Genomic DNA, 23,013 nt, shown 5'->3' on the forward strand with positions numbered 1-23,013 from the left:
GATAATGTTATGATCAGGGTGTGGAAAAAGTGAATAGGAATTTCAGCATTCCAAACACAATATCATCATTACCATTATTTGCCAAAGGGTTCGATACATAAGTCAAATCCGGTACGATGGAAAAGTTATTGTTTATTTTAATCTGGTAGAAACTTTCGTAATGAAATTCTATATCATTGTTTATAGTATGCTTATTTCCTTGCACTCCGCCTGCTGCAACTCCCCATACATCGCCGTCTCTGCCGGCAATCGGTCCTTTCCAGTTGGTACCTGCCGACCAACTCCAGGTAATGTTGTTAACTGCGCTGTTAGCTTTTCCCACTCTAGCGAATACTCCGAAATCTTTGGTTAGATCCTGATCCATGTTGAAAGCAATCGCCCAGTTGGCTGAGTCTCCGTTTCCATCAATACGCGGCTGTTTATAAGTGTTTGTCCAGCCGAAGAAGCGGTAGTTGCCTTGAAGGTCTCCAAACGTGGGGGAGTAGGTAAACTGCCCTCCAAAGAAAGGATCGTCAGTTAAACCGTCAAATCCCTGTTTATGTTCATCAGTAGGCAAGGCTGATTTTGTCGAGGATTGTGCGAGGGCAGTAAATCTGAGTTCTTTAACCGGGCTGTACCCGGCAGCGATAATCGGGTGGTTTTCATCAATGGAATCGAATATCGGGTCGTTGTTAAAGATAGTGTTTGTAAACTGGAGGCGTGCATTTCCGGCAAAGCGGTTGTCGTCAAGAAAAGACTCAGGATCACTCCAGCCAAGGGTTACAAAGATTTTTTTGTCAGCGAAATGCTGTGTGTAAAGAACATCTGAAATAGAAACCTGCCCACCCGCTGTTGTCCGGGTGTAAAGCGAGTTTAAAGGTGTGGCTACCATACCACGGCTTGAAGGGTTGCTGCCTGTATCCGACTGTCCTCCTTGCAACTGTATGAAAAGTTGTCCTTCTTCAATGGGCTGCCAATTTAATCTTAAGCGGGCTTTATATGCTCCGTAATTTCGCCCTTCCTTTTTGTCTCCTGCTATTCTTGAATCTGTATAACCCTGCCAGTAAGCAAGTACGTCTCCGTCTATGGTTAGCGGTCCTGTTGCATTTTGGACTTTGTCCCATGACTCTCGAAAGTCCTCCATGAAGCCTGTTTGCCGTGGCTCCGCCTGACCATGCAGGTTGAGGTGGTTATGCAGGCTGTTAGAAGTGTAAGCCAGACAGGTTCCGGGTATGAGCAGGAATAGGAGCAGTAAGGATGAGAATCTGATCATTGAAAGCCCTCAGTTTAGCTTTGCTTGAGTATTTCTAAAAGGTGTTCCAGAATTTTATGAAGGCTCTGCTGTTTAACACTCATGCGGTCACCGGAGAAAAGAAATTTCTTTGAATAAGTAGTTCCGTTAACATGCCAGCCCATCCATACTGTTCCGACAGGTTTTTCCGGACTTCCGCCGGTAGGTCCGGCAACACCTGAAAGGGATAAACCTATATCAGTTCCGATTGCTCTGCATACTCCTTCGGCCATAGCCCTGACAGTTTGTTCGCTGACAGCTCCATGTTCTTTTATGATTGCTTCGGGAACGTTTAGAAGGGACATTTTTACTTCATTTGAGTACGCGACAATTGCACCTGAAAACCATGCCGAGCTTCCTGAAAAGTCGGTAAGAGTGGCTGAAACCAGCCCTCCGGTACATGATTCGGCCGTTGCCATAGTCCATTTTTTGTCAACAAGAATATTTGCGATCTGGGGTACGATATTTTTCATGTAAGGAACTTATACTTATTTTGATGATATTTGAAGGTGTAAAGAGTACAAGCCGGTTTTTATTTCAGTGTTCAACGGGTTTATGAAATCATATTTATCTGAAATTTTTTGGAAAGTTCCGTCGTGTTTCATTTCTTGAAGAGTTTTAACTATCTGAGGTATCAAACGTGCATGCTTTTTGTGTACGTAAATGTATGAATTATTGACGGCTATAGGGGGTGACAGCGGGTACACATCGGTTATTCCCAGCTTTTTAAGACAGGCCTCACCTGGAGCCCGTCCGAAAACGCCAATATCAGCTCGTCCTCGTTCCAAAAATAAAAATAGATTCTCTTCGCTTTTAAGTCTGGTTGCGGACTTTGCGTTGCTAAGCTTTTGGTCACATATTTTCCAACCTTTAATCCAAGCGACGCGGTAAGGAAGTAAACTTTCCCATCCATCTATTTTGATCTTTTTACTGCGGGAGAAGGCTACGAATATGAGTGCGCTTAAAGGCTCCGGGACCATGATTAAATTCGGGTAGTCCTTAGAAATTCCCTCAATGCGCATAAAGTTTCCGTCCTGTATGCCTGCATTTGCATTATAGAGAGAGCGTTCAGACGGCATTGCGATAATATTTATTTCTATGCCCATGCGCGCAAAACATGTTTTAACAATTTCATTCATTGACTTATATCTATTAAAGTTTTTGTCATCCCCTGTAGTAAAAGTCATGGATCTATGTTCTGCATTTGCAACCGGAACGGCCAGAAGGCAGTTTAAAATTATCATTATAGCTATATAACGCATAAATTTATTCCTGATTTAGATCTGAGTTATGCCGATGTGCTTAAAGAATATACTTTAATCATAATTAAAATTTAATTCTGCCGACCTGTTTTCGAAAAATATTGGTAAACTTGCCAGAGAAAGTGATAGGGCATAGTTAACTTATAATGCTAAATGATACTTTGATTTATAAATTTTATCAATCTGGGTTTACTTTTTTAAGGGTCTAAAAAAAATAAATGAAATTTAAAAAATATATACATTTTGTCTGGCAAAAACATCAGCACCATTGGAACTGGATACTGGGAAATCTCGGGTTTGGCGTATTGCTGATGGCTTTGTGGAATCGTTCTATTTTTATGTTTTTAATCTCATTTTGCGGTTTAGGCGGATCGCTTATGGAACTTCCTGATCCTACGCCTCCTTTTACTAAAATAGAAAAAATTCTTGAAAGCGAAAGAGGCTGGCTTGCTAAACCATGGCGATGGAAAAAGAGATTTCAGCTCTTAGGGATGGTTGTCAGTTTGATTTTTGTATTGGTTGCCTGCTGGGCCGGAAGTCTTGTATCATTACTTCTGTTCGTCGGGCTTTGTGTTAATGTATGGTGTGTTCATGACAATAAACTTATGGGTATTGATGACTTGTAATTCAGGTTTTGTCATTGATGTTTGAAAAATCCCCTTTATTACTGCGCTGACATTGGTTACAGCAAAGGCAATGCCCGATACGGGGAGAATATGAGGAGAATTAAATGCTCGATTTAAAATTTGTTCGTAGTAATTTGGATGTTGTCCGCGAAAGTTTGAAAAATAGGAATTCCAAGCTGAACGTTGACGAGTTCAGTGAACTTGATGATCGCCGCAGAGAGCTTATTCAGGAAGTTGAAGTTCTGAAAGCCGAGCGTAATTCCACTTCCGCTGATGTAGCCAAGCTTAAACGCGAAGGCGGTAGTACTGACGAAATTATTGCCCGCATGGGTGAACTTTCCGGCAGAATCAAAGCTCTTGATGAAGATTTAAAAGATATTGAAGCCTCTGAAAATAATTGGCTTGTATCTGTTCCGAATATTCCTGATGAATCCGTTCCTGTCGGCGCTACTGAAGATGATAACCCTGTCATCAGAGTGTGGGGCGAAAAGCCTGTGTTCGATTTTGAACCGCGCGAGCATTGGGACCTTGCCGTTGAGCTCGGCGGAGTTGATTTCGAACGAGCTGCAAAGCTTACAGGAGCACGTTTTGCCGTGCTGCGTAAATGGGGCGCAAGGCTTGAAAGAGCTTTGACTTCTTTTATGGTCGATATTCAGACCATGGAACACGGCTATACTGAAATTATTCCCCCATATATAGTCAACCGTGATTCTCTTTACGGTACAGGTCAGCTTCCTAAATTTGCAGAGGATCTGTTTAAGCTTGAGAATTCAGACTACTTCTTGATTCCTACAGCGGAAGTTCCGCTGACAAATTTGCACAGGGATGAAATTTTGGACGAAGAGGATCTTTCCGTCACCTACTGTGCACCTACTCCTTGCTTCAGATCAGAAGCAGGATCTTACGGTAAAGACACAAAAGGACTTATTCGGCAGCACCAGTTCCATAAGGTCGAAATGGTTCGCTTTGCCCATCCCGATAAATCCTTTGAAGATCTTGAACTTATGACCTCTCACGCAGAAGAAATTCTTAAGCGTCTTAATCTACATTACAGAGTAATTACCCTCTGTACCGGAGATATCGGATTTGGTGCAAAGAAAACCTACGACCTTGAAGTCTGGCTTCCCGGTCAGGATAAGTTTCGTGAGATTTCTTCCTGCTCAAACTGCGGTGACTTTCAGGCTCGCAGAGCTAATATTAAATTTAAATCAAAAGATTCCAAAAAAGCACAGTTTGTTCATACCCTCAACGGGTCAGGACTTGCTGTCGGACGTACTTTTGTTGCAGTAGTTGAAAACTACCAGCAGAAAGACGGAACTATTTTGATACCTGACGCTTTGAAGCCTTACATGGGCGGTCTTGAAGTAATTAAGCCTGAATAGAAATATTTTATCAGTTTTTGATTGTAAAAAAGTCCCTCTTCTTTTTTAGAAGAGGGACTTTTTTAATGGTTTCAACTGTAACGAAATCTTGACACTTCTGTGACGAAATTAATTGTGAATTCTGTTCTAGAAGCATGAGTTTCTAAATTCTTAATTAATTCATGGAGTGAGAATGAGAATTTTTAGTCTGTTATCAATTTTATCTGTGTTGTTTATCTGTTCTGTTGCATCTGCAGGTAATAGTAAAATAGTGGTTTATACATCACAGCTTGAGCAGGATGCCCAGCAGACTGTTGAGGCTTTTAAAAAAGCAAATCCTGGGATTGATGTAGAATGGACACGCACAGGAACGAGTGCGCTGATGAATAAACTTCGCGCTGAATTTACAGCAGAAGCTCCTCGTCCTGACGTGTTGCTGATTGCTGACATGGTTACGATGGAAGGGCTTAAAAAAGAAGGCCGCCTGCTTGCTTATAAGAATGCACCTGTGAAAGGTTATGACAAAGAGTTGTATGATAAAGACGGTAATTATTTCAGTACAAAAATTATCAGTACCGGAATAGTCTATAATGAAAAAGCCCCATTCAAGCCGAAATCCATTAAAGATCTGCTTCGTTCGGAAGCAAAAAATTTAGTAATTATGCCGAGTCCTTTGTACTCCGGAGCTGCAGCAATTCACATGCATACTATAACTCAAAATCCTGATTTGGGTTGGAAGCTTTATGAGAGACTTGCCGCAAACGGAGCCGTAACCAGTAAAGGGAACGGTGGAACGTTCAAGGCCGTAGCCAGTGGTGAAAAGCTTTACGGGTTTGTTATCGATTACTTACCTATCCGCAATAAGCTGAAAGGATCACCCGTAACATTTATTATTCCTGAAGAAGGGGCCAGCGCGGTAACTGAACCTGTTGCAATTCTTTCGACTGCGAACAATCCTGAAGGAGCAAAGAAATTTGTTGATTTTCTCCTTTCTGATAAAGGGCAGAACCTTGCTTCTAAACAAGGATTCATGCCTGCCAAAAAAGGAATAACTCCTCCGGAAGGTTTTCCGGAAAAGATTAAACTCATGCCTCTTGATACAGGTAAAGCTCTTGCAAATGATAAAAACAGTAAAAAGAAATTCGCGAAAGTTTTCGGCGGTTAAGTCATGAAATTAAGTAGTATTGCCCGGTCCGGAATAATTCCGGCCCGGGGGAACGGGCTTAGTCTGTTTATTCCTGTCATTTTAGCTGTATGCATTCTTTCGCTTATGCCTACAGTCCGCCTTTTGATCGAAGGAGTTGCTCCTGACGGTGTATGGGGGCTTGGTATTCTGCGTGAAATTATAGGTGAACAAAGTACGTGGACAGCTTTAAAGCACACCATGTTTGTCGGGCTTAGCGCAACACTTCTTGCTACATTCGTAGGGTGTGCAATGGGGCTTCTTATAGGCTTAACCGATATAAGACTCAGGAAGACTCTAACTTTTTGCTTTATGGTGCCCATGATGATTCCACCGCAGATTACAGCTCTTTCGTGGATACAGCTCTTCGGTCCATCCAGTGCTTTGCTCAATATGCTTGGAATAGCTCCGGCTCCCGGCACCCCGCATCCCATGTATTCTGCGTGGGGGATAGCCCTTCTTCTTGGTATTCAGCAGGCTCCGTTGGTATTTCTTTCTCTTAAATCAGGTCTCGCCGCTATGCCGCGTGAAATGGTGGAAGCTGCCCGTACATGCGGAGCCGGAAAAACGAGAGTGCTTTTGGATATTGTTCTGCCGCTTATGACTCCGGCGTTAACCGTAGGAATGGCTCTGGCATTCGTATCATGCATCGGGAATTTCGGGATACCTGCGATGCTTGGAATTCCTGCCGGATACACTGTTTTGACAACTTTAATCTATCAAAAGCTCGCGAATTTCGGTCCTGACGTTATTGCAGAGGCGGCCTCTTTATCTATCTTAGTCAGCCTTTTGGCTTTGTTTGGAGTTCTTTTACAATCTTATGTGCTTTCCCGTAAAGATTTCAGGTTGGTCGGAGCCCCGTCTGAATCTTTAAAATATAAGCTCGGTAAAAAAAAATGGATTGCTGAAAGCGGATGTTGGATTGTTATTATTCTAATTCTGGTTGTTCCGGTTGCCGCATTATTTATTTCATCGTTAATTCCTTCGTATGGAGTGGTCCTTTCTGCAAAAACAATGACTTTTGCTAATTATATAAGCGTCCTTTTTAAACATGATGCAACGATACGAGCTTTTATCAACAGCTTTGCCCTCGCAGGTGGAGCTTCACTTATTCTATGTCTTATCGGGATTCCCGTTGGGTACTTCATGGTCTGGCAGCGCAATTCATTATTGCGTTTTTTAAGCCCGTTGATTGAACTCCCCTATGCTTTGCCGGGAGTTGTCCTTTCGATCGGGTGCATCCTATTATTTATTAAGCCGCTTCCTGTTATCGGTATCAGTATTTACGGCACAATCTGGATAATTCTTATTGCCTATTTAGCCCGATTTTTGGCTATGGGTTTACGCCCTATTGTCGGCGGATTTTTGCAGACAGATGTCGCTATGGAAGAGGCTGCACGGATGTGCGGAGCAGGTTTTGCCCGCAGGATGTACGATATTGTTTTGCCTTTAATTATGCCTGCCGCTGCAACAGGTGGTTTATTTGTTTTTTTGGCCGCTTTCAATGAGCTTACCGTTTCGGTTCTGCTTTGGAGTTCAGGTTCAGAAACTTTGGGTGTTGTAATTTATAATATGGATGACAGCGGCAATTCTGTTCTTTCTTCTTCTGTTTCTATTTTAGTCATACTTGCTGTTATTGCACTTATGCTTGTGCTTTCTGCTATAGGGCGAAAAGCTCCGAAAGGTTCTATCCCGTGGCAGTGCTGATCAATATAAAAGTAAATCCGTCTAAATTACGGAGTAAGGTCTATAGGTAATTGTTATGGCTGAAGTTGTTTTGAAGGATGTTGTGAAAACCTATGGAGAAACTGTTGCTGTAGATTCTGTCTCTCTAACAGTAAAAAACGGTGAACTTCTTGCTTTGTTAGGTGCTTCCGGTTGCGGTAAAACTACCATACTGCGTATTTTAGCAGGATTTGAGGAAATAGATTCCGGATCAGTCTGTGCCGGGGAAAAGGTTTTTTCTTCCGGTTCTGTTCACGTGAGCGCAGAAAATCGCAATGTAGGAGTAGTTTTTCAGTCGTATGCGCTTTGGCCGCATATGACAGTTGCAGAAAATGTTGAGTATCCTTTGAAAGTCGACGGAATTAAGAATGGTAATCGAAAATTAAGGGTGGACGAAGCTCTTGAAACCGTCGGGCTTTCGGGGCGTGGTGAGTGTCGTCCGGCGGAGCTGTCCGGCGGACAGAGGCAGAGAGTTGCACTCGCAAGATGTTTAGTTATGAAGCCGGACGTCGTTTTGCTTGATGAGCCTCTGGCAAATCTTGATGTCCACTTACGCGAATCAATGCTGCATGAATTTAAAGAATTTCATGCCCAAACTGAAGCTACTATGGTTTTTGTCACGCATGACCAGTCAGAAGCAATGGCTATCGCCGATAGAATTGCTGTAATGGATAGTGGCAGACTTTTGCAGGTTTCGTCACCTTGTGAATTATATGAATGTCCGGCCACAGTACAGGTTGCACGTTTCATCGGGCGTGGAAGTGTTATACCTGTGAATGTCACCGCTTGCGCAGACGGCAAATGTGAAATTGAACTTGAGGGATATCACGCTAAGGTCAGGTGTCCGGCAGATACAGCGACAGGGGAATGTTTATGCGCCTTTAAAGGAGAATGGCTGAACTTGGACAATGACGGGCTGCGGTGCTCTGTTGTGCGTAGTGTTTACAGAGGCGGGCAGACTGCGCTGGAGCTCCGTATTTGTTCTTTGCCTGATAATTGTGATGTTGTTAGATTAAATATATCCGGTTACAAAAAGATGAGCCCCGGGGAAACGGTCTGTGTTACTATTGCCGACGGATGGATTTTACCGCTACATTCTCAATAATTACAGATCCAGCCCTGCTTTCTTATAATCATTAAGTTTGTTGCGCAGCGTGCGTACTGAAATCCCGAGCAGGTCCGCAGCCTTTGTTCTGTTGCCGCTGGTCTGGTCCAAACTCCGTATTATGAGCTGTTTTTCCATTTCTGAAATTGTCAAAACTCCTGAGCGCGCGGCTGATTCAGAGCTGAGTTGTGTATTCGCAGTATGGCCGGATTCCGGTGAAGTTCCACTTAGTTCTGAAGATTCGGATATCGGCTGGAATGATTCTTCAGGCATCCATGCATCAGGGTCATTAAGAAAATGTTTTGAACCGATCGGTCCAGCGCCGGCAAGCAGTACAGCTCTTTCCATAAGGTTTTGCAGTTCACGTACATTGCCCGGCCATTCGTAGCCAAGGAGCCACTGTCTGGCTTCATCTGAGAAAGCAAGTAGGTTAAGTCCGTACTCACGGCAGTATTTTTCAACAAAAAAGTTGGCAAGCAGCATAATATCATCGCCGCGCTGAGCAAGTGCCGGAAGTTTTAACGGAATAACATTGAGCCTATAAAAAAGGTCCTGACGGAAAGTTCCCTCTTTGACTGCGCTTTCAATATTGCGGTTGGTTGTGGCGAGTACCCTTACATCTACTTTTACTGTCTCAACTCCGCCTACCCGGTCTATTTCACCTTCTTGTAAAACTCGCAGCAGTTTTGCTTGAAGTCCCAGTTCCATTTCGGTGATTTCGTCTAGAAGTATTGTTCCGCCTGAAGCCAGTTCAAATTTACCGAGTTTGCGGCTTATAGCTCCGGTAAAGGAGCCTTTTTCGTGACCGAAAAGTTCAGATTCCAAAAGATGCTCTGGGAGGGCTGCACAGTTGATTGCGACAAATGCACGGTCGCTTCGATCTGAATGGTGATGTAAAAATCTGGCAAACATTTCTTTACCGGTACCGGATTCACCTGAAATAAGAACAGTAGCTTTTGATTTAGCAACCTGCTTGGCAAGGCTGAGGACCCGCTGCATTGCCGGGTGGTTGCCGATTACCTGATAGCGGCCCTGTGTTCCGTTGGTATTCTTATTTGCAGGAGCGGCTACTTCGTCAGGCAGCTGGATCGGATGCTTTTTGTCAGGGAGCATCAGTTTGATCTTTTCCCATGAAAGCGGCTCAAGCCAATAATCACGAGCACCCAGTTCTAAAAATTTCTGGGCTTCATCCGTTGAACCGTTGCGCGAAAAGATGATTACAGGGGGAAAATTTTCAATGTTAACCGCTTCTGCCAAAAGAGCCTGTGCAGAATATCCCTGCATGATCGGTCTTGTAAAAATCAGGCACGGGCTTGATTTTTTAATAAAGTTTATTGCGCCAGAGAGGTTGTCGGCAAGTCCGGCCTGAAACCCTGCTTCTTTTAGCGGGGAGAAGACTGAAGTAACTGACTGCGGTTCGGCTATGAATAGTAAAGTATTATCAGGCATGTCTGAACTCATATCTGTAACTGGCAACCTTTTCAACTCCATAATATTATAGATGGGAATAAAATTGCGTTAAAATGTCAGTTTTGAGACTTTCAATCGAACTAATGTACCATGTTACTTAAAAAAAGTACAACTGTCCTGCTTATTATCAGGGGTAATTTTAAATAAAGCGTAAAAAAATGTAATTAAATTTCTTTTTTCGAAATAAACAAATTTGTAAAAAACTGTGATTTTATGAAAAAGTTAGGCAGTATTTGATTATTCAGTATTTTTTTCGGCAAATAATTCCTTAAAGCATTATAAAGTGGTGTTGTAACTAAAAATAGCGAGGGGTTGCCGAAAATATTACCATTTGATAATTGCTCAATCTTCTTTCAAGAACAAAAAATAAACGGGTTTGTACAAAAGTGATAAAATTTAACAACGTTAATAAATATTATGGCGAATATCATGCTCTGCGTGATCTGAATATTCATATTAAACAGGGTGAAGTTGTTGTTGTATGCGGACCTTCAGGCTCTGGAAAGAGTACTATGATCCGCTGCATTAATCGTCTCGAACCCATTCAGGAAGGTCAGATAAATGTTGAAGGTGTTGATGTTAACGGACCTAGAGTAAACCTTCCTCTGCTTCGTGCTGAGATAGGATTTGTCTTTCAGTCCTTCAACTTATATCCGCATATGACAGTTTTGGAAAATATCATTTTAGCTCCGACCATGGTTCGTAATATGAAGCGTAAGGACGCAGTGGATCTTGCTATGGAGCTACTTTCAAAGGTTAATATTCCGGATAAAGCCAGTGATTACCCTTCACAGCTTTCCGGAGGACAGCAGCAGCGTGTGGCAATTGCCCGCGGCCTTGCCATGCGTCCTAATGTAATGCTGTTTGATGAGCCGACTTCTGCACTTGATCCTGAAATGATCAATGAAGTTCTGGATGTAATGAAAGCCCTTGCCCGTGAGGGGATGACCATGGTTTGTGTTACTCATGAAATGGGTTTTGCTCGTGAAGTTGCCGACAGAGTTCTATTTATGGATGAAGGCACTCTTATTGAACAGAATACTCCGGATGAATTTTTTAATAATCCCCAGCATGAACGTTCTAAACTGTTCCTGAGCAAAATCCTCTCCCATTAGCTGAAAGCGGTTACCTCATGTCGGGGAAATCGCTCTTTTTTTATTTTATATCTGGAGGAAAAATGAAAAGATTACTGACTTTGGCTCTTGCCGCCTCTCTGGTTTTGGCTTTCGCTGCTTCTGCTTTCGCAGGAGCAACCTATGATCAGGTTATGAAAGATAAAGTTGTCCGTGCTGGTATCATGACTGACTCTATTCCAGGTGCTTTCTACAATGAAAAGAAAGAATGGGTTGGGTTTGACGTTGATATCGCAAAGGCTATTGCAGAAAAACTCGGCCTTAAGCTTGAAATGGTTCCTGTTAACAACAAGACTCGTATCGGATTCCTGCAGCAGGGCCGTATCGACATGTCTCTTTCTAACATGACCCACAAACGCTCACGTGACAATTCAATCGACTTTTCTATTACCTACTTCTTTGACGGACAGAAAATGCTTGCTCCTAAAGGAAAGTTCAAAAGCCTTAAAGATTTCGTAGGCAAAAGAATTGCTACCATGCAGGGTACAACTTCTCAGATCAACGTAGTCAATGCTCTTAAAGCACTCGGCGACCCAGCTCCGAAAGTTATTTCTTTCCAGAAAGAATCAGAGTGTTTCCAGGCTTTGCAGATGGGTCGTGTTGACGCATGGTCAACTGACTCAACCATCCTGCTCGGCTACGCAGCACAGGTTCCGGGTAAATTTGAACTCGTAGGTGATTTCTTCTCCAACGAACCTTATGGTGTAGGTCTTCCTGAAAATGATTCCAAATGGCGTGATACTATCAACTTCACCCTGCAGGATATGTGGACAGACGGAACATACCAGAAGATTTACGATAAATGGTATGGCCCTGACACCAAGTACTACTTCCCTCTGACTGAAAAAATTGAATTGTGGCCTTAGCAGATACATAAATCTCACTTAATCGCGAGATCAGGCGGGGCCGAGACCTTTTATCGGTCCCGTCATTTTTTTAAAAATTGAATCAATGAGAAAATTCAGCAATGATTAATCGTTACCTTGAAAAAACTTGGGTGCAGTATCTGTGTCTAGCCACACTGACAGCTCTGCTGGTTTATTATTTCGGCTGGGTTTTTGACTTCGGCTATAAATTTGACTGGACTGTTCTTTATAAAAAAGATCCTTCGTATGGAACCGTGCTGGGGGACATGCTCCTCGCAGGGCTTGGCAAAACCATAACGATATCTCTCCTCAGTTCCGGAATCGCTTTGGGACTCGGGATTTTGTTCGGCTTAGGACGGTTGTCGCAGTTTAAGCCGGTAAATTGGTTCTCTTCTGCATATGTTGAGTTTTTCAGAAATACACCGCTTCTGATCCAACTTTTCTTTTGGTATTTTGCACTTCCTATGGGGCTGCCGGAAGGTGTGCGTAATGCTCTTTTTGATTATAACTATGAGATGGTTGCGGCGACGCTCGCACTTGGTATCTATACCAGCGCATTTATGGCTGAAGTTATCCGCGCGGGGATTCAGTCTATTCCCAAAGGTCTTCTGGAAGCTTCATATTCATCCGGCCTTTCTCCGTTCCAGACCCTGAGCAAGATTGTTCTGCCTCTGGCTTTCAGAGCGATTATTCCGCCGCTCGGCAGTGAATTCTTAAATAATATGAAGAACTCCTCACTGGCCATGGTTGTCGGTGTTTCCGAGCTTTGCTGGGCTTCGCAGCAAATTGAATCGCTCACCTTTAAAGGTTTTGAAGCCACAACCGCTGCAACAATTATATATCTTTCACTTTCGCTTATTATTGCCGGAATTTTGAATCTGGTGAATTTAAAGCTTCAGATTATTCCTAAAAAGAACAGAACAATCGGTCACACAATTGCTGATATCTTTTTCTGGCCTGTTCTTACCCCTCTCGCGGCTATTTCTGCCCTTTTAGGTTGCTGTTTCCGCAGAAAAACAGAAGGTTTTAATCTGACAAGTGCTCAGGCTGCCAGAAAGGCTTTCCTTGAAAAGGTTACGAAAATATTCACTTTGATCTGGAAAACTGTTTTTATTGCCTTCTTATTGTCAATAATTGTCATGGCCGGAATCGGCTTATCCAGATTTAATTTTCAGGTTATCTGGGATAATATCGGAACGCTCATTTATTGGAGATTTCCGAACGGCGGTCCTAATGAAATTTTATGGGGACTCGGAGGGCTGTCATTCTCTATTCTGATGTCTGTCATAGCAATTACGGCAAGTTTCTTTATCGGACTTGTTGTAGGAGTCGGCAGAACTTCCAAGAATAAGCTGTTTCTCATTCCCAGCACCCTTTACATTGAACTTATCCGCGGTAATCCTCTGATCATGGTTATCTTCTGGATTTATTTCTTTATTCCTATTTTGACCGGAGCATTTTTGAATGTTTTCTGGAGTGCTACCATTGCTCTGACTATTTTTACCGGAGCATATCTAGCGGAAATAGTTCGAAGCGGTATTCAGAATGTTCCTGCCGGACAGTTTGAAGCGGCCATGAGTACAGGAATGACTTATCTTCAGACCATGCGTAAAATTATTCTTCCGCAAGCCTTGAAGCAGATGCTTCCTGCTATTGTCGGACAGTTTATCGCTATCTTCAAAGACTCTTCACTTGCCTTTGTTATCGGCGTTCTTGAGCTGACATTTGTCGCTCAGGGACTCAATAACAGGCTCATGATTTATCCGTTTGAAATCTACACCACCGTTGCAGCATTATATTTTATATGTTGCTACATGATGAGCATCGTGGCAAGACGCCTTGAGCGGAAGTTGTCAACGGACACCTTCCGGTTGCAGATGTAATTGACTTCCTTCCCCGTGTGCGTGTTGTATACGGGGAGGGATTCTTAATTGAAGCGCCCGGAGAGTCTCATGTTCGGTAAGAGTGTTCCTGTTTTTTGTTATCACTCCGTCTGCGAAGAAGACGGTCATTCACCTGAAATCTTTGCGGCCCATCTTGATGCCATCATCGATATGGGATTTAAAACTATCAGCGCGAATCACCTGTACGACATTTGTCTGGGCAGGCGTAAGCTTGATGCAAAATATGTAGTTCTTACCTTTGACGATTGTCATATCAGCAATTGGCTGAACGTTGTTCCTATGCTCGAAGAGCGCGGGATGACCGGAGTTTTCTTTGCTGTTCGTGATTTTATAGGGCAGGGGGAGATTCGCTCGAAAGCTGATGTTCCCGCAATGCTGCCCATGCGTGAAGCTTTTATTAAAGCCTTATCCGAAAACGACACCTCACAATTTATGAATGAAGCTGAACTGAAGTCTCTTGTCCATGACAAGGGTATGGAAGTTTATGCTCACACCTGTCGTCATCAGGGATGTTTTAAAGATTTAAGATTTAGCGGTGATTATTCTACCGAATCCCATTGGTCTACATGGGGTATATATCGCAGATTTAATTCAAAGCTTCCTGTTTTTGATAATGGGAGCAGCTTCGCCTACAATGGTTTCTGGCCGGTCTTTCGTAAAGGACGCGTCTTTTTCAAAAGGCGTACAGATGAGGAAAGAAGACAATTCTGCCGTGAAGACTTCACCCGCTGTATGGAAAAGATTAAGGAAATTAACGGGGCAGAGCGTCAATTTCTCTGCTGGCCTTGGGGACATTTCGATTCCATTTCCTTAGAAGAAGCTGTTGCTTGCGGATTTGATGGAACTTTTACCTTGGAACGGTCCGCGAATATGTTCGGAACTGATCCTATGCGTATTCATCGCATTGGTGTCGGGTCCGGCAAGGATGCTGCGTGGATTCGTAAGCGTCTTTCAATATATTCACACGAAGCTGTTGCTGTAAGCTGTTTTAAATTTTTCACCAAAAAGAACGATATCGGTAAAGTTTTATATATTACTGATACGGAAAAGCTTTCCGGCGGTAGCAGGCAGCTTATCAACAGTGCTAAGGCCATGCGCTTGGCAGGTGTTGACGTTGTGGCCATGGTCCCGCCTGATTCCGGCCTTATTCCTGAACTGGAAGAAATCGGAGTAGAAGTTGTCGTTTTAGACAGTTTTAAAAATTTGTTTAAAGCTGCAGGATTTCTAGCGGATCTGATTAATGAAAAACAGGTAGATGTGGTTCATACCTATCACAACAGATCTGTTAAAATTGCGTGCCTTGCAAAAGGTCTGTCCTTGCTAGGCGGGAAGAAGTTTAAGCTCTTTTTCAACCGCGGCGTAATTTATAAGCCGAATCCGCTGGCTCCTCTATTTGCGCGGGTAGGTGACGGATATATCTGTAATTCCATTAAATGCCGCAATGTGCTTTTGAAGCATGGAGTTCCTGCTAAAAGGGCGCATGTTGTATATAATTCTTTTGTCGGAAGCGGACGCAAACCGCGTCGCGCTGTTGCAACTTCAGTTATTTATGTAGGTAATTCAGGACATGCAAAAGGGCCTGATGTCTTTATAAAAGCTGTTGAAAGTCTGCTTGCAAATGACCCGTGTGAGGGCGTCCGTTTCATAGCTGTAGGGTTGAATGATATTTCTGCTTATAAAGATATAGCGTCCCCTTCTACCCTTGAGCGTATCGAAAGTCCCGGTTATGTCAGTCACGATGAAACCGTGCGCTTACTTGCGACTTCCCACATTTACGTCATGAGTTCCCGTCAGGAATCAATGCCCAATACTCTTATCGAAGCTTTTGATGCAGGGCTTGCCGCGGTATGTACCGATGCCGGAGGGACTTCTGAACTGATTCGTGACGGGGTGAATGGTTTCATGTGTCCTGTTGAAGATGTTTGCGCTATTTCATCAGCGATTAAAAAGTTGATAGATGATGGAGAGCTCCGCAGAAACATGGGTAGACTCAATCTTAAAATTGTCAGAAATCTTATGAGTAATCCTGCTAAATCCCGCGCGCTGCTCGGTGTTTACAGCTCCTATACGAAGGATGAGCCAAAGATTACACCGCTTGAGATTGACGCATTCATGGAAGATTAGCTTCCATTTTCAGCCGTTTGATACTTTTTTGATGCGTGCTATATGTCTTTAAGATTATCATGTGGCAGTTCTAATCAAGTAAGGAGTGGCATCAGTAATGGAAGCATCCTCTATAGGGAATTATTGGTCTGAGATAGATAATTCAGTGCGGGCTAAGTTGCTTTTGGGTTCTGTAGGCGGCAAGCATTTATTAGAAACCGGAAAACGCTGTCTTGAATCAGATCCGCAACTTGCGGTTGAATTGCTGCTGGCAGCATATGCAGCCAATCCTCTAGACGGCAACAGTGCCCGTCAGCTTTTAAATATTGAAGCCCTTGTTTCGTTTTTTCCTACTTCTGTCGCAAAGTGTATTTCATTTGTCGTTGATAATTGGGTGCGTCCTGATAATCTTTCGTATTTTTTACGAATTATCTCCAAAAGAGATAATCTGAAAATACGGGCATATATTCTTTCCTGTATAGAGAAAGAACCGGAAAATTTATTTTGGATCCAGCAGGGGCTTATCTATGCCGGGGCTAATTCAGAATTTGATTTCGGCATAGAGTTGCTCTCCGCAAAACTCCGTCCTGAACTTCTTCCGGCTGTCAGCGGGGCCAAAGCTTTTTTTTATTTTATGTCAGGTAATAAGGCAGAAGCATTTAAGTCCCTTAATATTGCTTCTGAATCTTTCGGTCTTGAAAATTTCGCAAATTTAGCGGCTTCAATTGCGTTGGAGCTTGGTGACCGTGAGTCAGCCGTAAACATTCTTGCTGCTGCAGTTCAGGCTCAGCCGTGGAGAAGTTCAGAAACTTTACGGCTCTATGATTTAGTGCGGGGATTAGACAGCAAAAGAGTTCCACTGCCTGGAAAAGTTGCAATACTATTATATTCTTATAATAAATTTGAGGAACTGGATGCTACTCTCGGATCGTTGCATAGTTCTGAATTAGGTGATGCTGAAATTTTTGTGCTTGATAACGGTTCAAGTGATTCCACTGCCGAAGTTCTTGATCGCTGGAAGCTGAAGTTCGGGGACCGCATGGTCCGTATTGATTTACCTGTTAATGTCGGAGCAGCAGCTGCGCGGAACTGGCTGATGAATGAGCCGCAAGTCAAAGCCTGTGATTTTGCAATCTATCTTGACGATGATGTTGAAGTTCTGCCGGACTGGCTGTTGCGGCTTGGAGCTGCTGCTGAGGAATATCCTGATGCCGGAGCATGGGGCTGTAAGGTGGTGGATTACGTCTCCTCTGCGGTAATGCAGTCCGTGGATCTGCACCTGATTCAACCGTCCGGGGAAGAAGGTGACGGGCCGGAAGTTGATCTGACTAAAATTGCCCCGAATCCGTTTAAAGTCTCCGATCTTCATCATCAGGTGCTTGATAGCGGATATTTTGATTACATACGCCCTTGCGTGTCCGTAACAGGGTGCTGTCACATGTTCAGAACAGAGAAGCTTCTTGACAACGGAGGGTTTTCCCTGTTCCTTTCTCCGTCTCAATATGACGATATGGAGCACGATCTGCGAAACTGCCTCAAAGGTGAATTTGCAGTGTATCAAGGGTTTCTACGGATATTGCATCGGAAGAACACCGGCGCGGCAAGCCGCATTTCAGTTACGCAGGAAGGAAACGCTCTGGGTAATAAATATAAAATGCAGGCCATGCATCCGCGTAGTGAAATATTAAAAATTATGGCTGACGAAGAAAGGCTTCTTCAGCGCGACCTTGAGAAAAAGATTAAATATCTGGCAGAGAAAGGCATCTTTGAAAGCCGCTCTCCAAAATAGGATACGGAGGAATAATGTCTGAACAAGATCAAACCGAAGAATTTTTGAATAATCTGCCGGAACTCGAAGACGGCAAAACTTTTGCTTTTTCATGTCATCCCGGAATATCCTGTTTCAACGCATGCTGCGGCGATCTGAATCTTATGCTCACTCCGTATGATGTGCTCAGATTACGTAAGGAACTTGGATACGACAGCAAAAAATTTATTCATAACCACGCAGATATTACCCGTACACCGAACATCGGTTTCCCCATGACCAAGCTCCGCATGCTTGATAACTCAAAGCGCAGCTGTCCTTTTGTGCGCGATGAGGGCTGCTCTGTTTATAAGAACAGGCCCGGAGCATGCCGCACTTATCCGCTGGGCAGAGCTTCCAGAGTCGGTGAAGACGGCGAAATGATTGAGCAGTTTTTTATAGTACAGGAACGTCACTGCCGCGGTTTTGAAGAAGAAAAAGAATGGACCAGCGGTGAATGGCTAAAAGACCAGGGGCTTGAAGAGTACAACGAAGTTAATGACCGTTACATGCGTCTTATGACTCGCGCCCGCAAGGCAGGAGTTGTTCTTGACGAAAGAAAGCTGAATATGGTTTTCCTTGCTCTGTATCAGGTGGATAACTTTACTAAATTTATTAAAGATATGAATGTCTTTGCGAGACTTGAAGTTTCTGACGAAAGACAGGCAGCTATTCTCAGCGATGAAGAAGAGTGTCTGAACTTTGCCCTCGACTGGGTGGAACTTATTGTTCTTGGATCTTCTGAGAATTTATCACCTAAAAAGTAGTCATAAAGTAGAAATTATCGGAGAGATGGATTTGCCTGAAAAATTAAATATTGATCTTAACAGCCCGAAGATACTTTCGGCTGATGAGTTTGAAAAGATAAGAGCTACCGCTGCTGACAAGAAAATTGTCTTTACCAACGGGTGCTTTGATATTCTTCATGCCGGACATGTCGACTTGCTTGCGCGTGCTAAAGAACAGGGAGATATCCTTGTATTGGGGCTGAACAGTGATAAATCCGTCCGCTCCATTAAAGGGGAAAAAAGACCTGTTGTTTCGCAGCAGCAAAGAGCGTTTGTTTTGGCAGGGCTTGCCAGCATCGATTTTGTAATTATTTTTGATGAAGACACGCCTTATGAATTGATTAAAAAAGTTCAGCCGGATGTGCTTGTTAAAGGCGGTGACTGGACCGTTGATAATATAGTAGGGCGTGATGTTGTTGAAGGGCGCGGCGGTATTGTACTCAGTCTTGCGTTGCTTCCCGGGTATTCCACTACTTCAGTCATTCGTTTTATCAGAGAGAATGAAATTGAGTAATAAGTATCTTGTTTAACTCTTTGAGTAATTGTGTTAGGTACTTATTAAAGTTTTTTCAGCTAAATGTTTTAGAGCACTTGACAAGGTTGTCTGAGTTGGGCTATTTAGCTCGCCTCGCTTGGTAAAAAGGGCCAATAGCTCAGTTGGTAGAGCCCCCGGCTCATAACCGGATGGTCCCAGGTTCAAGTCCTGGTTGGCCCACCACCAAAATATCATATGGATGCATTTCAAAAACTATCCAGAATTTTACGACTTTCTATTTAAGAAAGATTATGTGCTCCCAGGGGGTAGCCCCGCGGGAGCATCTTCTTTTCTTCGAAATTGATATTTTGTGGTATTAGCAGGTGAGAGGACTTTTTTGTTTTATAAGTGCATTTGTCAGTAACGGCGCGAGAGTGTACGGTGGTTTTTATGAAAACATCGAATGTAATCAGTCTTGTTGAAACGTTTGCACCATCAGGCTATGCTGCTTCGTGGGATAACTGCGGTGTGCAGATTGTCGGTCCTGAAAGAGAAATTAAAAAAGTGGCAGTGGCTCTTGATCCTATGCCCCATGTTATTTCCAGAGCCTTGGATTGGGGCGCAGATTTTATTCTGACCCACCATCCGCTGGCAATCGATCAAAGACTCCCTGCGAAGCTTGATTGGTTTCGGGATGTAATGAAACAGGTTCTTTGTGCAGATGTAACTCTTTGCGCCGCACACACATCGCTTGATGTTCAGTTCGGTGGAGTTGTCTCGTGGCTTGGGCGTGAGCTTGAGCTTCAGGATCTTAAGGTTCTTGATGTCGTTGCAGAAAATGATGCGGGTGAAATCCTCGGATACGGCTGCATCGGCGATCTGGAATCTGTTCTGCCTCTTGAAAATTTTGTAGAACGGGTAGCTCTTGCTACAGGGTGCGAGGTCATCGCAGTCAGCGGACCGGCTCCTGAGAAAGTCAAAAGAGTTGCCATGTGCCCGGGTTCAGGGTCATCGCTTATGGATAAGGCTTTTGCACAGGGTGCGGATGTTTTTATCACCGGCGATGTTAAATATCATTCGGCGCAAGAGAGTGTCGGAGCCGTTCTGGATGTGGGGCATTTTTCTCTTGAAGAGGAGATGATGCGCCGCTTTGCTGTTGTTTTAGAGCAGAATCTGGAAGACGGCGTTGAAGTAAGATTTTTTACCGGACACAATCCATTTGCCTATTATGTGCAAGGAAAGGGTGTCTGTAAGTCCTAAGCAGGACTTTTATAACTCTAGAGAAAGTTAGGGCTTCGTATAGGCCTTACGAAGTTTTAAATGTGTTTTTATTACGGGACAGGCGGGCATAGACTGCTCATTAGTTTCCGAACATCGATGTAGCGTAGATTTGTATGAATCATTCGCAAAAGGGGACCCATAATGTATGAAAAACAGGTAGAACAGCTTGTAGTTTTGCAAAAGGTTGATGATGACATTCTTCTTCTTGAAGCAGAAATCGACCAGGCTCCCAAGGATGTGGCAGCTCTAGAATCTCGCCATGCTGCGCTTGAAAAGCGTAAAGAACAGCTTGAAGAGAAACTTGCCCACCTGAAAGAGCAGCAGAAAAAGCTCGAATTTGAAATCGAAGATGATGGCGTAAAAGTCAAAAAGAGCAAAAGCAAGTTGATGCTGGTTGGCACAACTAAAGAATATCATGCAATGATGCGTGAAATGGATAGCCTCGAAAAGCTCAACAGACTGCGCGAAGAAGAAAAAATAACTGTTCTGGAAGAAATTACTCGCCAGAACGACATGTATGCTGAGAATAATGCGAAAATCGAAGCTCTGAATGAAGAGCTTGCAGAAAAACGTATTGGACTTAAAACTAAACTTGCCGGTGCGCAGTCTAAGCTTGATAAACTTAACAAGCAGAGATCTAAATGCGGACAGGTTGTTCCTGCTCCGATTCTCGGCAGATATGAATTTATCCGCTCACGTTTAGCTCATCCGGTAATCGTTCCTGTAATTGACTCTTTTTGTACCGGTTGTAATATTATGATTCCTCCGCAGATTTACAACAGCCTACAGGAAGGAAAGCAGATTATCAGCTGTCCTAACTGTCAGCGTCTTACTTATTGGCTGCCTGGTGAACCAGAACCGGAAGTAGTTAAGCCTAAAAAAGCAGCTAAGCCTAAAAAAGGCGCTGCCGCAGAAGACGATAGCTAGAGATTTGAAAGTTAAATAAAGTTGAGGGGAGTTTTACTCCCCTTTTTTTTGATGGAGTTGGACAGATCATCGCCGCGGGTAACACCGGGGAGGAAAGTCCGGGCTCCGCAGGGCAGGGCGCTGGGTAACTCCCAGCGGAAGTGATTCCGGGAAAGTGCCACAGAAAACAGACCGCCCCGGTGTTTTATACACCGGAGTAAGGGTGAAACGGTGGAGTAAGAGCCCACCAGCGGCCATGGTGACATGACCGGCTAGGCAAACCCCGTCCGGAGCAAGACCAAATAGAAAAGCGCTTGAGGCCGGCCCGGCTGAAGCTTTCGGGTAGGTTGCTTGAGGCGTATGGTAACATACGTCCTAGAGGAATGATGATTATCCCGTTTTTGCGGGAACAAAACCCGGCTTACAGTCCGACTCCATCTTTTTTTGACTCTTCCCTTGATCATATTTGATTTTTTCCTGCGGGCGTGGGAAGAGTGCGGATAAGGGAGAATTATATGAGTAAATCCGGTGAAGTCTGGGCTGTTATTTTAGCCGCAGGCAGTGGAACACGCCTTGCTGCATCTGTCGGCGGGGTAAAAAAACAATTTCTTTTATGGAAGGGCTTTCCGCTCTTCTGGCATTCTGCCATTACTTTTTCAAATACACCGCGTATTTCAGGACTTGTTTTTGTTTTTCCGCCTGATCAGGTTGAAGAAATGAAAACAGTTGTTTCAGGGTTTGACGGATCGGATTCACTCGGGCTGCCGTTTAAAGTTGTAGCCGGAGGAGTCAGGCGTCAGGATTCCGTTTTTAACGGACTCAGCGTTTTACCTCCCAAATGTGAATATGTTCTGGTTCATGACTCTGCCCGTCCTTTTGCTTCAGGTCCTCTCACTTCCAATATTATAGATATGCTTAAAAGCGGTCTTCCAGCTGTTATTCCGGCAGTTGAAGTGACTGATACAATTAAAGAAATTGACGGAGATACTGTCAAACAAACTTTGGTTAGATCAAACCTTCGCGCTGTTCAAACTCCGCAGGGCTTTTCTTTGCGTGTTCTTATTGCCGCACACAAAATGGCGGGTGAGAAAGAGTGGGATGTAACGGATGACGCGTCGATGGTTGAAATGCTCGGGGGCCAGTCAGAAGATAGTGAAACGGCCGGAGTTAAAGTCCATATTTGTGAGGGAGAGGAGTCGAACGTGAAGATTACAAATCCTGAAGATTTGAAAAGACTTGAAGAAAAAATTCCACCCGTTCCCTGTGTCGGCTGGGGATACGATGTGCACCGATATGGTTCCGGACGGCCGATGGTTATCGGCGGCGTGCCGATTCCCGGTGGACCGGAGGTTGTTGCCCACTCTGATGGAGATGTTCTCCTGCATGCTCTTGCGGATGCTATTCTCGGCCTTTTCGGCGGCGGTGATATCGGGCTCCATTTTCCTGATACCAGCGCGGCCTGCGATAATATGTCCAGCGGCATAATTCTTACAGAAGTTTTGGCAAAAGCTGATGAAGCCGGAGTTGAAATAGTTCATGTCGATTTGACCGTCATCGCTCAGATACCGAAGCTTTCCCCTCACCGAAATCTTATTCAAAAAAATATTGCGTCACTCATGGGGCTTGATAAGTCGCAGGTTAATGTAAAAGCAACTACCGAAGAAAAACTCGGTTTTACCGGTGAAAAAAAAGGCATTAAAGCCGTTGCTGCTGTGACAGGATTGAAGCGGATTGTTAAAGGCTGAGAT

19 protein-coding genes, 1 tRNA gene and 1 other RNA gene are annotated in these 23,013 nt (G+C 43.8%); 17 read left to right on the plus strand and 4 right to left on the minus strand.

From position 1 onward, the window contains the following. Positions 1-13 precede the first annotated feature (13 nt). The 3 genes from B9N78_RS15835 to B9N78_RS15845 are packed head-to-tail and all read right to left on the minus strand — an operon-like array spanning position 14 to position 2,532. On the minus strand, positions 14-1,252 hold the full coding sequence (locus B9N78_RS15835) for a carbohydrate porin (RefSeq protein ID WP_085104031.1): 1,239 nt from the start codon (positions 1,250-1,252) through the stop codon (positions 14-16). A 14-nt stretch (positions 1,253-1,266) separates the two neighbouring features. After that, positions 1,267-1,743, minus strand: coding sequence for a CinA family protein (locus B9N78_RS15840; protein WP_085104033.1), 477 nt, complete (start codon positions 1,741-1,743; stop codon positions 1,267-1,269). A gap of 15 nt (positions 1,744-1,758) precedes the next feature. Next, on the minus strand, positions 1,759-2,532 hold the full coding sequence (locus B9N78_RS15845; RefSeq protein ID WP_085104035.1) for a substrate-binding periplasmic protein: 774 nt from the start codon (positions 2,530-2,532) through the stop codon (positions 1,759-1,761). A gap of 218 nt (positions 2,533-2,750) precedes the next feature. Here B9N78_RS15845 and B9N78_RS15850 point away from each other — a divergent pair, with 218 nt between their 5' ends. The 5 genes from B9N78_RS15850 to B9N78_RS15870 all read left to right on the plus strand — a co-directional run bounded on the left by B9N78_RS15850 (position 2,751) and on the right by B9N78_RS15870 (position 8,532). Continuing rightward, a complete protein-coding gene (locus B9N78_RS15850; RefSeq protein WP_085104037.1) occupies positions 2,751-3,158 on the plus strand; it encodes a hypothetical protein in 408 nt (135 codons plus the stop codon). 104 nt (positions 3,159-3,262) lie between these two features. After that, positions 3,263-4,540, plus strand: a complete 1,278-nt coding sequence (gene serS / locus B9N78_RS15855; protein WP_085104039.1) for a serine--tRNA ligase — start codon at positions 3,263-3,265, stop codon at positions 4,538-4,540. Between the two features lie 172 nt (positions 4,541-4,712). Beyond that, positions 4,713-5,684, plus strand: a complete 972-nt coding sequence (locus B9N78_RS15860; RefSeq protein WP_085104042.1) for an ABC transporter substrate-binding protein — start codon at positions 4,713-4,715, stop codon at positions 5,682-5,684. Between the two features lie 3 nt (positions 5,685-5,687). Beyond that, positions 5,688-7,409 carry an ABC transporter permease gene (locus B9N78_RS15865; RefSeq protein WP_085104044.1) on the plus strand — a complete coding sequence of 574 codons (1,722 nt, stop codon included), beginning with the start codon at positions 5,688-5,690 and terminating at the stop codon, positions 7,407-7,409. Positions 7,410-7,464: 55 nt separating this feature from the next. Then, complete coding sequence (locus B9N78_RS15870; protein WP_085104046.1) at positions 7,465-8,532, plus strand: ABC transporter ATP-binding protein; 1,068 nt, start codon at positions 7,465-7,467, stop codon at positions 8,530-8,532. On the opposite strand, the gene B9N78_RS15875 is transcribed toward B9N78_RS15870, so the two are convergent. Next, the gene (locus B9N78_RS15875; protein WP_085104138.1) at positions 8,533-9,981 is read right to left on the minus strand and encodes a sigma-54 dependent transcriptional regulator; all 1,449 of its coding nucleotides are present in this window, start codon (positions 9,979-9,981) and stop codon (positions 8,533-8,535) included. A gap of 407 nt (positions 9,982-10,388) precedes the next feature. Here B9N78_RS15875 and B9N78_RS15880 point away from each other — a divergent pair, with 407 nt between their 5' ends. The 12 genes from B9N78_RS15880 to ispD all read left to right on the plus strand — a co-directional run bounded on the left by B9N78_RS15880 (position 10,389) and on the right by ispD (position 23,010). After that, positions 10,389-11,117, plus strand: coding sequence for an amino acid ABC transporter ATP-binding protein (locus B9N78_RS15880; protein WP_085104140.1), 729 nt, complete (start codon positions 10,389-10,391; stop codon positions 11,115-11,117). 62 nt (positions 11,118-11,179) lie between these two features. Then, the gene (locus B9N78_RS15885; RefSeq protein WP_085104048.1) at positions 11,180-12,001 is read left to right on the plus strand and encodes an ABC transporter substrate-binding protein; all 822 of its coding nucleotides are present in this window, start codon (positions 11,180-11,182) and stop codon (positions 11,999-12,001) included. 101 nt (positions 12,002-12,102) lie between these two features. Beyond that, a complete protein-coding gene (locus B9N78_RS15890; protein WP_085104050.1) occupies positions 12,103-13,884 on the plus strand; it encodes an amino acid ABC transporter permease in 1,782 nt (593 codons plus the stop codon). A 69-nt stretch (positions 13,885-13,953) separates the two neighbouring features. Next, entirely contained in the window at positions 13,954-16,029 is a 2,076-nt protein-coding gene (locus B9N78_RS15895) for a glycosyltransferase (protein WP_085104052.1), read from the plus strand. 97 nt (positions 16,030-16,126) lie between these two features. After that, entirely contained in the window at positions 16,127-17,797 is a 1,671-nt protein-coding gene (locus tag B9N78_RS15900) for a glycosyltransferase family 2 protein (protein WP_085104054.1), read from the plus strand. A 14-nt stretch (positions 17,798-17,811) separates the two neighbouring features. Next, positions 17,812-18,582, plus strand: coding sequence for a YkgJ family cysteine cluster protein (locus B9N78_RS15905; protein WP_085104056.1), 771 nt, complete (start codon positions 17,812-17,814; stop codon positions 18,580-18,582). Between the two features lie 25 nt (positions 18,583-18,607). Continuing rightward, positions 18,608-19,117, plus strand: coding sequence for a D-glycero-beta-D-manno-heptose 1-phosphate adenylyltransferase (rfaE2, locus tag B9N78_RS15910; protein ID WP_085104058.1), 510 nt, complete (start codon positions 18,608-18,610; stop codon positions 19,115-19,117). 128 nt (positions 19,118-19,245) lie between these two features. Continuing rightward, positions 19,246-19,321: transfer RNA gene (locus B9N78_RS15915), tRNA-Ile, on the plus strand. Positions 19,322-19,528: 207 nt separating this feature from the next. Next, the gene (locus B9N78_RS15920; RefSeq protein ID WP_085104060.1) at positions 19,529-20,338 is read left to right on the plus strand and encodes a Nif3-like dinuclear metal center hexameric protein; all 810 of its coding nucleotides are present in this window, start codon (positions 19,529-19,531) and stop codon (positions 20,336-20,338) included. A gap of 162 nt (positions 20,339-20,500) precedes the next feature. After that, on the plus strand, positions 20,501-21,286 hold the full coding sequence (locus B9N78_RS15925; protein WP_085104062.1) for a zinc ribbon domain-containing protein: 786 nt from the start codon (positions 20,501-20,503) through the stop codon (positions 21,284-21,286). Positions 21,287-21,339: 53 nt separating this feature from the next. Continuing rightward, positions 21,340-21,705: RNase P RNA component class A (gene rnpB / locus B9N78_RS15930), an RNA gene on the plus strand. Between the two features lie 75 nt (positions 21,706-21,780). Next, positions 21,781-23,010, plus strand: a complete 1,230-nt coding sequence (gene ispD / locus B9N78_RS15935; RefSeq protein WP_085104064.1) for a 2-C-methyl-D-erythritol 4-phosphate cytidylyltransferase — start codon at positions 21,781-21,783, stop codon at positions 23,008-23,010. Positions 23,011-23,013: the final 3 nt, after the last annotated feature.

It is taken from the genome of Desulfovibrio gilichinskyi (assembly GCF_900177375.1).
Classification (GTDB): Bacteria; Desulfobacterota; Desulfovibrionia; order Desulfovibrionales; family Desulfovibrionaceae; genus Maridesulfovibrio; species Maridesulfovibrio gilichinskyi.

Coding starts and splice junctions, on each gene's coding strand:
- serS (WP_085104039.1), top strand. CDS start 3,263: ATGCTCGATTTAAAATTTGTTCGTAGTAATTTGGATGTTGTCCGCGAA.
- B9N78_RS15890 (WP_085104050.1), top strand. CDS start 12,103: ATGATTAATCGTTACCTTGAAAAAACTTGGGTGCAGTATCTGTGTCTA.
- ispD (WP_085104064.1), top strand. CDS start 21,781: ATGAGTAAATCCGGTGAAGTCTGGGCTGTTATTTTAGCCGCAGGCAGT.
- B9N78_RS15895 (WP_085104052.1), top strand. CDS start 13,954: ATGTTCGGTAAGAGTGTTCCTGTTTTTTGTTATCACTCCGTCTGCGAA.
- rfaE2 (WP_085104058.1), top strand. CDS start 18,608: ATGGATTTGCCTGAAAAATTAAATATTGATCTTAACAGCCCGAAGATA.
- B9N78_RS15860 (WP_085104042.1), top strand. CDS start 4,713: ATGAGAATTTTTAGTCTGTTATCAATTTTATCTGTGTTGTTTATCTGT.
- B9N78_RS15920 (WP_085104060.1), top strand. CDS start 19,529: ATGAAAACATCGAATGTAATCAGTCTTGTTGAAACGTTTGCACCATCA.
- B9N78_RS15885 (WP_085104048.1), top strand. CDS start 11,180: ATGAAAAGATTACTGACTTTGGCTCTTGCCGCCTCTCTGGTTTTGGCT.
- B9N78_RS15900 (WP_085104054.1), top strand. CDS start 16,127: ATGGAAGCATCCTCTATAGGGAATTATTGGTCTGAGATAGATAATTCA.
- B9N78_RS15875 (WP_085104138.1), bottom strand. CDS start 9,981: ATGCCTGATAATACTTTACTATTCATAGCCGAACCGCAGTCAGTTACT.
- B9N78_RS15925 (WP_085104062.1), top strand. CDS start 20,501: ATGTATGAAAAACAGGTAGAACAGCTTGTAGTTTTGCAAAAGGTTGAT.
- B9N78_RS15870 (WP_085104046.1), top strand. CDS start 7,465: ATGGCTGAAGTTGTTTTGAAGGATGTTGTGAAAACCTATGGAGAAACT.
- B9N78_RS15840 (WP_085104033.1), bottom strand. CDS start 1,743: ATGAAAAATATCGTACCCCAGATCGCAAATATTCTTGTTGACAAAAAA.
- B9N78_RS15850 (WP_085104037.1), top strand. CDS start 2,751: ATGAAATTTAAAAAATATATACATTTTGTCTGGCAAAAACATCAGCAC.
- B9N78_RS15835 (WP_085104031.1), bottom strand. CDS start 1,252: ATGATCAGATTCTCATCCTTACTGCTCCTATTCCTGCTCATACCCGGA.
- B9N78_RS15905 (WP_085104056.1), top strand. CDS start 17,812: ATGTCTGAACAAGATCAAACCGAAGAATTTTTGAATAATCTGCCGGAA.
- B9N78_RS15845 (WP_085104035.1), bottom strand. CDS start 2,532: ATGCGTTATATAGCTATAATGATAATTTTAAACTGCCTTCTGGCCGTT.
- B9N78_RS15865 (WP_085104044.1), top strand. CDS start 5,688: ATGAAATTAAGTAGTATTGCCCGGTCCGGAATAATTCCGGCCCGGGGG.